The sequence below is a fragment of the Clostridium merdae genome, from assembly GCF_900176635.1.
Taxonomy (GTDB): Bacteria; Bacillota; Clostridia; order Oscillospirales; family Acutalibacteraceae; genus Faecalispora; species Faecalispora merdae.
Map to the genome: position 1 here is coordinate 1,052,496 of NZ_FXLN01000004.1, position 12,018 is coordinate 1,064,513.

The following is a 12,018-nucleotide window of genomic DNA, read 5'->3' on the forward strand; positions in this document are numbered from 1 at the left end:
ATACGATTTTTTGTATCTGCGGTTTCTTCTATTTCCATTATATAAGAACGGCGTTGAAATAAAATAAACTATTTTTGACTGTTTTGTTTGTTATTTTTGAATATTAACCACAAATTCTTTTGTGAAATTTTTGTTGCATTTAGCATTTGGCTTGATAATCTTCGCTGTATTCTTGAAATAGCCACCTTTGTTTTCGGAAACAACTATTCTAAAAAACAAAAAGAAGCCAGAATGAAAATGAATTCATTCTGGCTTCTTTTTGTTTGATTCTTGTATAAGCAATTATAGTGATAACGACGAGATTCCCTCATGCCAAACCAAAGTATGGTTCTTGCCACTTCTTTTCGCGGAATATAGTGCTTCATCCGCCGCAGCAAAAAACTCGCGTTGAGCACCAAACCTCTGCGCATTATAACGAGCGATACCTACACTAACCGTTGCATTCGTAATATTTCCTATTTTTGAAGCATCCTCTTCAAAACACAAGCGAATGGATTCCGCAAGTGCAACGTCGTCCTCCGGTACTCGGTTTGTAATAATGGTAAATTCTTCACCACCATATCGATAAGCAACTTCATTTTCACCTAGGTTGTCTTTTATACATTTTACAAGCGTTAAAATAATCTCATCACCCGCGTCGTGGCCGTTTTGGTCGTTGACCTGCTTAAAATCATCAATGTCCATAATAATTAAAGAAAACGGCTTAGGGCTATGGTGGTACTCTTGAATACGGGCACTTAACGTATCATAAAAAGTAGCATGGTTGTACAAGCCGGTGAGAGAATCCAGCTTTGTACGCTCGTGCGCACAAATAATGCTGTACACCAGGCTATTCTGTCTACGCAAGCTCATTTTGGAGGTTAAATAGCATGCGAATATAAGAAAAAGAGAGGTAATAACATAGGTAACGTCCGGCTTGTAATTACTCTCACAAAACGGCTCTGCATAATACAAGATTGCAATATAAATAGAAAATAAGCATGTATTCAAACAGAAAACACCCAGCAATAATTTATCATCTATATAAATAAGTGATAATAGAATCGGAAAGCTAAAAATAACGTAGACAACCGGTACATTACTATGTGCAATCGCCACATTTAAACAAAGTAGGGATAAATTAAATAGAAATAAATAAGCCTGTAAACTATACTTTCCTTTGGCCAATAGCCCTCGAGAAATGATATGGGTTACCAGTAAAACAATTGCATTCACTGTACTTGGAATAACTACGTACATTACTAAATATTCTTCCGCGTTTTCTATACCGCCGATCCATTCCTTTAATAAAAAAACTGCCAACTCTACGGCGAATACCATTGCTACTAGCACCCAAGTTAACCCCAGCAGGTGGTTGCCCCAAACCTGGTATTCCAATTCTTCTTCAAACCGTAGTTTTACTATATTGGGAGGAGATTTACGAAACTTCACCAATACGCACCCTTTTATCCTTTTAAACTATTTTAAGTCAGAGAACAGTTTTCTCTGCACATGCGATCATCTGCCTAATAAAAAAATTTATTCTTATTTTAGGATAGCATCGATATTTGAATAAATCAATCTTTTTCACTATTGGAATGGTTAGATACAGTATTTACCAAATCTACTAATTACAAGAAAAGAGGACCGTTCGCTATTGCGGCGGATCCTCTTCTTTCAGTGTAAGAGCGGCAGCAGCATCGTTTACCGAAGCAATGCAGTCCTTTGGCTCTTTATCATCCCGCAGTGCTTTGTAAATGGGATGCCTCAAGCCACCCTTTCCTGTAATCTCCATATATTTTACCGTACACACAAGGTCAGGGTGAATCCAAATTGCATTTTCATTTCCCCTTGGCGGCACAAAGGGAGGCATTACACGCTTTGCTTTTTCCACTTGCTTAAATTCCGCCTGTGAAACTCCCATTGTAACATGCCCTTTATACAGCATCTTACTACCTTGGTATTGCCCAAGAATTAAGCTGACTACATTGTTTTCTTTTTCAATGTAACCCAATATTACGAAGTCATCATCCTTCAAATTTTTAAACTTTATCCAGTCTTTTGAGCGTTTACCCATGGTGTAAAGGCTATCTTTTCTTTTGGCAACAACACCCTCCAGCTCTTGGCTCGCTGCGGCTTGGTATAAATCAATTCCTTTTTCTTCAATATATCGAGATATAGATAGCAAATGGTTCTCTTTTACCACTTGGGCTAGAATCTTTTTTCGTTCCATTAAAGGGAGATTCGTCACTTGTTTTTCTTGGTAATACAGCAAATCAAAGGCGGTAAAGCTAGCGGGATATTTTTCGGCCAACAGTTTGATTTTGAATGGATTTGAAAGAATTGCACGACGCTGCACCTCAGAGAAATCTGGTTTGCCATCTACAAGTACCGTTATTTCTCCATCCAGAATACATCTGCCCTTTACGTTTTTATGAAGGTCACTAAACTCTGGAAAACGTGGATTTAATATAAAATCGCGCTTGTTTTGCAAATAGACTCCGCTGTCATCCAAATACGCAAGGCAGCGCTCACCATCCAGCTTTAGTTCATAAATATAATCAGCGCTGTCAAATGGCTCCTGCATTTCAGCAATGAGCATAGGCTTCGCATTTTTTTCTTCGAAGATATCCATTACGCACCCTTGGTCTTACGGCCAGATTTTTTCTTAGGCGCTTTCTCCTCCCCAGCCTTATTTTTTTCAAGGCTGGCCTGCAAGGCATCCATTAGGCTAATTACATTATTGGTTGCTGCTTCTTTCGGTGCAACGATTTCTTTGCCATTGATTTTGCTTTCAATCAGCTCTTTTAATTTGGATTGATATTCATTGTGGTATGCAGCCGGGTCAAATGGAGTATCCATACTTTCTATAAGCGCCTTTGCCATTTTTAGTTCTTGCTCCGTTACCTCCGGCTTTGTATAGGATTTGGGAAGCTCCTTGATTTCATCAGCATAGTACATGGTTGCAATAATCATACCATCCTCACGGGGGATAATGCACATAAGCGTGTCGCTTGCACCCCACACGACCTTACCAACCGCTATTTTCTGCTCTTGCATAAGTGCATTTCGTAAAAGCTCAAAGGCTTTCTCCCCGCCGGCCTCCGGTATTACTTGGTAGGTCTTCTCATAGTACACGGGGGAAATTTGATTTAAATTTGCAAAGTGAAGAATTTGAATGGATTTTTCCTTCTCCGTTTTTATCTTCTCTACCTCTTCATCCGTAACAATTACATATTTTTCTTTATCGTACTCAAAGCCTTTTACTATATCATCTGCGGTAATTTCCTGCCCACAGTGGGAGCATGTCTTTTTATATTTGATGCGTGAATGATCAGCCTTATGAAGTTGATTAAAGTGTATATCATTGTCTTGCGTTGCAGTGTATAAAGCAACGGGAATCGCTACTAGCCCAAAGGATATCATTGTTCGCCTTGCAACAGCCATGAAAAATACCTCCTTTTTTGCTTATTATGTACTTACCATTCCTGAAAAATCCTACTAACAAGAAGGCCATTGATTAACACTGCAATTAATTTCCATTGATAAATTCGAACATATATTCTATTATAGTTTCATAGAATACAAATGAATGAGATTATAATGGCTTGATGTAAGGATGAATTCCCTTCGCTTCAAATTTTTGTGGCCAGAGGTAAACTATGAAGAAGTATGTAGATATGATAGTACGATATACAGAGGATGGACAAATCATCCCACTTGCCGTTCGCTGGTCACCGGAACAGCTTTTTGAGATTGACCGCATCTTAGATGTTCGGCAGGCAGCATCTCTAAAAGCAGGTGGTACGGGAATACGGTATTTATGCCGCATTCGGGGGCAAGAGCGCTATGTATGGCTTGAAGAAGACCGATGGTTTGTGGAGGGGAAAGACTAGCACTCTTATTTCCAGGCTGGAAATGAGAGTGCTTTCTTGTTGTATATTTACTTGCTGTTACGAAAAAGTACCTCAAATTCCCTCTGGGAGAATGAGTAGACTAGCGCTCCAATAGCTACTTTAAAGTTTTATATAGGAAAAGAAAAATCCTCCGCAGCTCAAGTAAAATTAGGCTGCGGGGATTTATTTGCATGTTTTATTATTAAAATTACATTCTTTTTTCCTTGAGCAAAACGGTTGTATTTCTTTTATAATTTTTGATATGACAATCTAATCCCGCTCTTGACTAGTGAGCAAACGTTCACTATAATAAATGTGAGCAATTGTTCACCAAAAACACATGGGAGGTTACTATGCCAAAAAAAGAATCACGAGATACAAAGGAAGTCATTTTAACAATCGCGTTAAAATTGTTTTCGGAACAAGGCTATGAGGGAGTTGGCGTTCGAGATATCGCAAAAGAAATTGGTATTCGGGAAAGTGCCCTATATAAACATTTTAATAGCAAGCAGGATATTTTTGACTCCATTTTAAAGGATGTGGAACGTCGTTATCAAGAAATGACATCCAGTTTCACTCCCCCAGATAGCATCTCGCATATTCTCTCCGGAAAATTCGATACAAGAGAAGAACTATTCCGTATCAGCCTTTCAATGTTTCAATTTTATCTAAAAACGGAGTATGGTTCACAGCTGCGTAGAATGCTGACCATGGAGCAATATCGAAATTCAGAGGCTGGTGAATTTTTTAGGGAACTAATTCTAAACAACGGCCTAGATTATATCTCCGTCATATTTGTGAACTTAATAAAAGAAAAGGTGTATATCGACGCCGACCCAATGACAATGGCCTTACAGTTCTATTCCCCACTTTATGTACTGCTGTGTAAATATGATGGTCAGCCAGATAAATACGACGAAGCACTATCGTTTTTAGAAAAACACATCACACAATTTAATAAAATTTATAGAAGGAGCGAAAGACAATGAAAGGGATTGGAGTACTGGCGGCAGAGTGCCTAATCACTATTTTAATCGTTTGTGCAGGTTTATCAGGCAAGCAAATTTTGTTTATTAGTGGAACAAGGTCTGCTGCTATCACTTTGGGGGCAATCGGCTTTGCTATGTGCATGATTATGCCGACAATCGGTAAATTCATCAGCACCGCACCCGCTCATCCGCTTACCCTTATCGGTTACATTTTAGGAACAATCGCATTATTCGCTACCATAACGCAAATATTGAAGTGGAGTATTCCCATTATACATAACCCCAAAATTGCGCTATTTACCATCGCGGCGTGTATCATTATCAAGGCTGTTATTGGAAGGCTTGCACCGTTTTTATCCAAGTAAATCTTTCTCCGCCGTTGTATAGCAGCTTTCTAAATTTATTTATGTATGTTACTGCGCTTCCAATGATAATTGTATGGGTTTTAAGTCGGGGTAATCTTTGCATAATCGCTTCATATTTCTATGGAGAACCCCTACATAACGGCTATTCTCTTTTTTGAATTTATCCGCCAATTCTTCAAGGAATGCGATATGCTCCGAACGATTTTCTTTTGCAACAGAAATAAGTGCAATACTATAAAAATAGCCTATCACATCATTTCTTTCATCTAAAGTATCATTGGGCAATTCGTAAGTCTGAAGCATAGCAAAAACCTCATTCACCAAAGGTTTATTCTCTGCAAAAGGAAGCATTCTTTTGTAATCATTTAAGGAAACGGGAGCATGAACAAAGCTGCCTAATTTCTTGCAATAAATCCAGACTTCCTTTTGAAAAGTCTCTTCAAAAGGTACGATTTGCTGCCTTAATAGCTTGGTAACTTCGCGGTCTTCGGTGATTTCATCAAGACTTTGGGGATTAATGACTATGGCCATGGTTAATCTCCTTTTATAATATTGGATTTGGCTCACTAGCAATCGCAGTCGCCGCATTTTCACCCAGATATTTAGCTGGTTTCAAATATAGTCATAAAGGTGCAACCCTAGTAGCGAGTGTTACAACTTACAACAAACTTTGTATGAACGTTGTTGTAACAAAATCTTTGTGCCTTTGTAGAAAACTCTTTGAAAAAGGGTCAATTCCAAGTGACTTTGCAATCAAATCTTTCTGTAAAAAAGGAAACCAGGTTATGGAAAGAGAATACATTAAAATACTGTCACTGTCTTCGTTGACGATAAATCCTCGTTTACGTGCAAGCTCTATTAGTTCTTTCCCCTGTTCTACGACCGCTAAAAAGTTTTGTGTGGATAAAAGGAAGCCGTTGTTATCAAGAGCCTCCCTGCAAATCAACGGAACATATGTTGGTCGCAGAAAAATAAAATCGATATGCGCGCAAAGCAGCTTCTTTATACGGCCCACAATGTCATCACTGTCTAATAAATCCGTACGCTTAACAAAATCTCTTTCGTCATCCATTAAACGCAGCAGCACCGCTTGATATAATGTATCTTTATTTTTAAAATGAAACGTAGGTGTAGCTCTTGAAAAATGGGAATGCTCGCCAATTTCTACAAGGCTTGTATTGTTGTATCCTTTTGTTGCAAACAATTGCTCTGCGGAGTCTAGTATCTTGTTTTTTGTACTTTCGGCATCTCGCATGGCTTTATTCATCCTCTCTTCTGCTCACGCAAGAACAGATAGAATGGTACCGAAAAGGATAAACCGATGCAAAAATTACCCACAAAAGGAATCCACCATAATGTAATGCCTTTTTTCTTGTGGTCAACAAAAATGAACAACAACCAGACCAACCATGTAATAATAAAATCGGCAGCAAAAAATTTAGAGATTGGTGTGGAGAGCCACTCACTAATGAACAGAGATACATTTAGCCCATTCACAAGAAGCCATGGCACAAAAATAGCAAATGGAATAATCGTGCCAAGAACAGAGAACCCCAAGAATACTTTCTTCATATAAAAAACATCCTTTAGAATGAATTTAACTTGTTGCTCAACAAGTTAGATTCATTGTACTTCGCACAAAGTTCAAAGTCAATCTATTCATAGCAAAGCCAACAATTTTTCGTACACGGTATCACCTTACTGCAGCTACACTCAGATTACTCTCCGGTAAAAGCATACATAAAAAACGGATACCCCATATGAGATATCCGTTTTCGTTTTATATAGTAGAATACTGATTAAAAGTTAGACGCCGCCTACTTGTCTTCGTCCAGAACCCTATACAGAGGTTTTTTTAGGCATAATAAGCTTGTCACAAATCCTATTATACCCACAATAAAGAATAGAATTGAGATACCGGCTCCCTTACCAATGCCAAAAAATAAAGATAATATTTGCTGTGTGCTTGACGTCGTGGTCATGAACGGCTCAAAAATATAGTCTGCCAACACGCCTGCCAAAAATAGCCCAACGGGAATCGTGCTAAACTGAATGGTATCCCTTGCCGAAAAAACACGACCTTGCATTTCGATTGGTACATTCGTGCGCATAATCGCAGTCAAATTAGCGTTCAAGAACGCCATCGGCACATTAGAGGCAAAGGCCACAATAATCCAAAGTGGTAACGTGTGCGTCAAACTAATCCCCACATCACCCAATAAGAAAGAGATACCGCAAGCAAAGAATATCACACTCACCCGGCTTTTTGCAGGCTTTGTTAACACAACAACAATACTCCCGAAGAGTGCTCCGAAACCCACGGCGGCTTCTACCATGCCGAGCGAGACTTGGTCGTTGCCAGTTCGGCTCAAAATTAGCGCGGGCAACATCCCATAACTGCCCATCTTTGCAATAAAATTGATAAAAGCAAAGAACAAGATGATACGCAAAAGCGCCGTATGCTCTTTCAGAAAGCGGACACCGGACAAACAGCATTTTAGAAACGACTCTTTCACTTCTTCTGTATTGCGTTTTAACGGTGGTATTTTTATGAAAAGTAGTAATGTTAAAAAAGCAATTAAAAAGGTAGTTAGGTCAACTATTAAAACTGCTTTTAGTCCGCCGAAAGCGAGCACCGCGCTCCCCAGCGCCGGAGCCAATATGGTAATAATAGAGCCCGAAAATGCGTGCATTCCGCTCACCCGAACATATTGCTCTTTGGGAACAAGTAAGCTTGTTGCTACATACGATGCCGGGCCTTGAAAAGCATTCATGAAGCTAAGCAGAAAGTTAATGATATACAAATGCCAAATTTGCAAAGAGGATGTTACATACAGCACCAGAATCGTAATTGTTCCAAGTGCTGCAAAGGAGTCTGTTACTAGCATGGTATGTTTTTTGTCCCAGCGGTCAGCGATAGTACCGGCGACAAAGCTAAATAGAATGGAAGGCAAAAGCGAACAGACCGACAATAACGTAAGGCTAGAAGCTGTGCCTTTTTGCCCATATACCCAAACAACGAGTGCAAAACTGGTCATAGCCGTACCCAAAGTGGATACGAACTGCGAACCCCATAGGATAAAAAAATCCCTAAGGCCTGAAAATAAGTTACTCCTCATGGCTTTGCTCCTTACAATATAAGTAGTTGTAAGTGAAGCACAGCCCGATTCGGACGGTATACTCCTATTAAAAGGAAAACCGCTCCGCGCAATTACCGTCCTATATCAGACCATGCACGGAGCAAAGACAGTGCAAAGCGGTAATTTTACCATAATACATAACACCTCAAAGTTAATATTAGCATAGAAAACTATGAGAAGCAATTAGATATATGGGCAATAATGGGCTGAAGTATATTAAATTTGAATCTCTCGAATTAGATTCACCATTTCAATTGCACCAACCGCACAGTCAAACCCCTTATTACCGGCCTTACTGCCGGCTCTCTCAATTGCTTGCTCTATGTTTTCTGTTGTCAACACACCGAACATTACTGGTATATCACTATTTAGGGATACATGAGCAATGCCCTTGGAGACCTCACTGCACACATAGTCGTAGTGGGTCGTGCTACCGCGAATTACTGCACCAAGGCAAATAACCGCATCATATTTACCGCTTTTCGCCATTTTAGAGGCGATGAGGGGAATTTCAAAGGCACCCGGAACCCAGGCGATCTCAATGCTGTCCTCACTGACCTCATGCCGTTTTAGTCCGTCTAGAGCACCGTCAAGCAGCTTGCTTGTAATAAATTCATTGAACCGTGCGGCGACAATACCAACCCGAATGCCCTTCGATACAAGTTTACCTTCAAATGTTTTCATTATTGGAATCTCCCTTTTATTTAATAATGTAAGATATGGCCCATTTTGTTCTGCTTGGTTTCAAGATAAAATCGGTCATAATCAGACGCATCCATTTCAATGGGAACGCGCTCAATGATTTCTAAGCCAAACCCAGAAAGCTGATAGACCTTATCTGGATTATTGGTAAGCAATCGTAGCGTCTTGGCTCCAAGGTCACGCAATATTTGTGCGCCAATGAAATATTCGCGCATATCTGCTGGAAAACCAAGTGCAAGATTCGCCTCTAAAGTATCCATACCCTGATCCTGAAGTTCATAGGCGCGCAGCTTATTCATTAGACCAATTCCACGCCCTTCCTGACGCATGTAAAGCAGTACACCCCGCCCCTCCACTTCAATTTGGCTCATGGCTGCTGCAAACTGCTGGCCGCAGTCACAGCGCATAGAACCAAATGCATCCCCGGTTAGGCACTCAGAATGAACCCGGCATAGCAGGTTTTCGCCATCCCCTATTTCACCCTTGACCAACGCCACATGATGTTCGGCATTGAGCTTGCTGACGTATCCATAGGCCATGAATTCACCATGCTTTGTTGGCATAGAGGTACAGGTCACCTGCTCCACGAGCTTGTCATTTCGTTTGCGATATTCCTGCAAGGCCTTGATTGTAACCATTGTAAGACCCCATTTTTGTGCCAACTCCATGAGCTCCGGCGTGCGCATCATGGTTCCGTCGTCCCTCATAATTTCACAGCAAAGGCCGCATTCTTTCAAACCCGCCAGCCGCATTAAATCCACAGTTGCCTCGGTATGTCCATTTCGCTCCAGTACGCCGTTCCTTTTTGCAAGCAGTGGAAACATATGGCCAGGGCGACGGAAATCCTCCGGCTTCGCATTCTCCGTTACGCATTTCATTGCGGTGATGCTGCGCTCTGCGGCTGAAATTCCAGTAGTGGTATCCACATGGTCAACAGATACTGTAAACGCTGTTTCGTGGTTATCGTTATTGTCTCTGACCATTTGAGGGAATTGTAGCTTTTGGCAGAGTGCTTCGCTCATAGGCATACATATCAGGCCCTTTCCATGCACCGCCATAAAATTAACGTTTTCGGTGGTTGCAAACTCAGCGGCGCAAATAAAGTCCCCCTCGTTTTCTCTATCCTCATCATCTGTAACCAGAATGATTTTCCCAAGGCGAAGGTCTTTTAACGCCTCTTCAATTTTGCTAAATTCATACATTTTGCTTCCTCCTAAAAACCGTGTTCCGCAAGAAAACCGGCTGTAATATGATTATTTTGTCTTTCTTTCCCCATCAGGCGCTCCACATATTTCCCGATGCAGTCATTTTCCAGATTAACTGAATCACCCACTCGCAGGTTGGATAGCGTTGTCAGTGATGCCGTATGCGGAATGATGGAAACACGAAAGCTATCTTTATTCACGCTAGCCACAGTTAAGCTGATGCCGTCAATGGCAATGGAACCTTTTTCAATGATGTACCGAAGAACAGGTAAGGGGGTCTTAATTGTGTACCAAACGGCATTATCATCCTTGTGAATGCCCGAAACTACTCCGGTGCCGTCAATATGCCCAGAAACAATGTGGCCGCCAAACCTGCCATTTGCCGCCATGGCACGCTCCAGATTAACAGAACTTCCTATCCGCAGGTTGCCAAGAGAAGAACGGTTCAGGGTTTCGTGCATCACATCGGCGGTAAAACTGTTCGAGGAAATAGAGGTAACCGTAAGGCAAACACCGTTGACTGCAATGCTATCCCCAAGGTGAATGTCCTGCATAATGTCCGATGCCTGAATCGACAGCATCGCTGAGCTCGCACCTTTTCGAATGCTCTGAATTTTACCCACCTCTTCTATGATTCCTGTGAACACCGAATCACCTCACTTTCAAATAAAATATCTTCGCCCAACTGTGTGATAACCGGTGCACTTAATCGAAAAGCGTCCGTTGGAGAATCAATTCCAAAACCTTCTACCGGAGTTTTTCCGCTACCGCCAAACAGCTTGGGGGCGATATATGCCTGTACTTTATTCACAATGCCACACTGCAGTGCCGACCAATTTAAAGTGCCGCCTCCTTCCAGCAAGAGGCTGTCAATCTGCTTTTCACCGAGTCTTTTCATCAAGATGTTCAAGTCAATGTGATTCGACTTTGGCGGCACTACCATAACCTCGCAACCTGAGGCAAGATACGGCCGATGGCGGTTAATATCGGTTACAGCCGTAACGATGAGGGTAGGAGCTATATTGGTGGTAGTAACAAGCTTTGCCTGCGGCGGTGTTCTTAAAGTGGTATCACAGACTATCCGCAGGGGATTTCTGCCTTTCGCCAGCCGACAGGTCAGCATGGGGTCATCTGCAAGAACCGAGCCTACACCAACCATAATGGCAGTGTAGCGATGCCGCTCCTCATGCACACGGTGCCGTGCCTTTTCTCCGGTAATCCATCGGGATTTCCCAGAGCGCGTAGCGATTTTTCCGTCCATGGTCATTGCATATTTCATGACTACATAGGGCGTTTTATTTTGGATGTAATGGAAGAAGCTTTCGTTGAGCTTGTCGCATTCATCCTTTGCAACATGTTCCATCACATCAATACCACGAGAACGCAAAATAGCAATTCCTTTCCCCGCAACCAGCGGATTGGGGTCAGAAGAACCAACTACCACGCGGCTAATTCCACTTTCAATGATTGCTTTCGTACAGGGCGGTGTTTTGCCATGATGACAGCAGGGCTCTAACGTAACATAAAGCGTTGCACCGGTAGCCAATGTTTGGCAGTTGGATAGTGCGTTTCGCTCTGCGTGGAATTCCCCATATTTCTGGTGATAGCCCCGCCCAATGATCCTGCCATTCTTAACAATCACCGCGCCCACCATGGGGTTGGGGTTTACCCAGCCACAGCCTTGCTTTGCGAGCTCAATCGCAAGGCGCATATATTCTGTATCGTTCATACAGCACCTCCAT

At 41.6% G+C, this 12,018-nt stretch carries 14 protein-coding genes; 3 read left to right on the forward strand and 11 right to left on the reverse strand.

Translation table 11 applies throughout. The features are described from left to right. Positions 1 to 282: 282 nt before the first annotated feature. From CAN90_RS10630 to ku, 3 genes are all read right to left on the reverse strand, one after another. On the reverse strand, positions 283 to 1,431 hold the full coding sequence (locus CAN90_RS10630) for a GGDEF domain-containing protein (protein ID WP_085833793.1): 1,149 nt from the start codon (positions 1,429 to 1,431) through the stop codon (positions 283 to 285). A 202-nt stretch (positions 1,432 to 1,633) separates the two neighbouring features. Continuing rightward, complete coding sequence (gene ligD, locus CAN90_RS10635) at positions 1,634 to 2,614, reverse strand: non-homologous end-joining DNA ligase (protein ID WP_085833794.1); 981 nt, start codon at positions 2,612 to 2,614, stop codon at positions 1,634 to 1,636. Continuing rightward, positions 2,614 to 3,426 carry a non-homologous end joining protein Ku gene (gene ku / locus CAN90_RS10640; RefSeq protein ID WP_085833795.1) on the reverse strand — a complete coding sequence of 271 codons (813 nt, stop codon included), beginning with the start codon at positions 3,424 to 3,426 and terminating at the stop codon, positions 2,614 to 2,616. Before ku ends, ligD begins: the two co-directional genes overlap by 1 nt. A gap of 215 nt (positions 3,427 to 3,641) precedes the next feature. Here ku and CAN90_RS10645 point away from each other — a divergent pair, with 215 nt between their 5' ends. From CAN90_RS10645 to CAN90_RS10655, 3 genes are all read left to right on the forward strand, one after another. Then, positions 3,642 to 3,875 carry a hypothetical protein gene (locus CAN90_RS10645; protein ID WP_085833796.1) on the forward strand — a complete coding sequence of 78 codons (234 nt, stop codon included), beginning with the start codon at positions 3,642 to 3,644 and terminating at the stop codon, positions 3,873 to 3,875. Between the two features lie 353 nt (positions 3,876 to 4,228). After that, on the forward strand, positions 4,229 to 4,864 hold the full coding sequence (locus CAN90_RS10650) for a TetR/AcrR family transcriptional regulator (RefSeq protein ID WP_085833797.1): 636 nt from the start codon (positions 4,229 to 4,231) through the stop codon (positions 4,862 to 4,864). Next, positions 4,861 to 5,229, forward strand: a complete 369-nt coding sequence (locus CAN90_RS10655; RefSeq protein ID WP_085833798.1) for a hypothetical protein — start codon at positions 4,861 to 4,863, stop codon at positions 5,227 to 5,229. The genes CAN90_RS10650 and CAN90_RS10655 overlap by 4 nt, the downstream gene beginning before the upstream one ends. A 48-nt stretch (positions 5,230 to 5,277) precedes the next feature. Here CAN90_RS10655 and CAN90_RS10660 read toward each other — a convergent pair whose 3' ends face one another. The 8 genes from CAN90_RS10660 to ribD form a co-directional block, all read right to left on the reverse strand. Then, positions 5,278 to 5,760: a hypothetical protein gene (locus CAN90_RS10660; RefSeq protein ID WP_085833799.1), complete on the reverse strand. Its 483-nt coding sequence runs from the start codon at positions 5,758 to 5,760 to the stop codon at positions 5,278 to 5,280. Positions 5,761 to 5,887: 127 nt separating this feature from the next. Then, positions 5,888 to 6,496 carry a TetR/AcrR family transcriptional regulator gene (locus tag CAN90_RS10665; RefSeq protein ID WP_085833800.1) on the reverse strand — a complete coding sequence of 203 codons (609 nt, stop codon included), beginning with the start codon at positions 6,494 to 6,496 and terminating at the stop codon, positions 5,888 to 5,890. Further along, positions 6,493 to 6,801, reverse strand: a complete 309-nt coding sequence (locus tag CAN90_RS10670) for a DUF2834 domain-containing protein (protein WP_085833801.1) — start codon at positions 6,799 to 6,801, stop codon at positions 6,493 to 6,495. The genes CAN90_RS10665 and CAN90_RS10670 overlap by 4 nt, the downstream gene beginning before the upstream one ends. 245 nt (positions 6,802 to 7,046) lie before the next feature. Then, positions 7,047 to 8,348, reverse strand: coding sequence for an MFS transporter (locus CAN90_RS10675; RefSeq protein ID WP_085833802.1), 1,302 nt, complete (start codon positions 8,346 to 8,348; stop codon positions 7,047 to 7,049). A 237-nt stretch (positions 8,349 to 8,585) separates the two neighbouring features. Next, entirely contained in the window at positions 8,586 to 9,053 is a 468-nt protein-coding gene (gene ribH, locus CAN90_RS10680; RefSeq protein ID WP_085833803.1) for a 6,7-dimethyl-8-ribityllumazine synthase, read from the reverse strand. 20 nt (positions 9,054 to 9,073) lie between these two features. After that, on the reverse strand, positions 9,074 to 10,273 hold the full coding sequence (locus CAN90_RS10685) for a bifunctional 3,4-dihydroxy-2-butanone-4-phosphate synthase/GTP cyclohydrolase II (protein WP_085833804.1): 1,200 nt from the start codon (positions 10,271 to 10,273) through the stop codon (positions 9,074 to 9,076). 11 nt (positions 10,274 to 10,284) lie between these two features. Next, positions 10,285 to 10,923 (reverse strand): riboflavin synthase, encoded by a 639-nt coding sequence (locus tag CAN90_RS10690; RefSeq protein WP_085833805.1) that lies wholly within the window; start codon positions 10,921 to 10,923, stop codon positions 10,285 to 10,287. Next, entirely contained in the window at positions 10,905 to 12,005 is a 1,101-nt protein-coding gene (ribD, locus tag CAN90_RS10695) for a bifunctional diaminohydroxyphosphoribosylaminopyrimidine deaminase/5-amino-6-(5-phosphoribosylamino)uracil reductase RibD (protein WP_085833806.1), read from the reverse strand. The genes CAN90_RS10690 and ribD overlap by 19 nt, the downstream gene beginning before the upstream one ends. Positions 12,006 to 12,018: the final 13 nt, after the last annotated feature.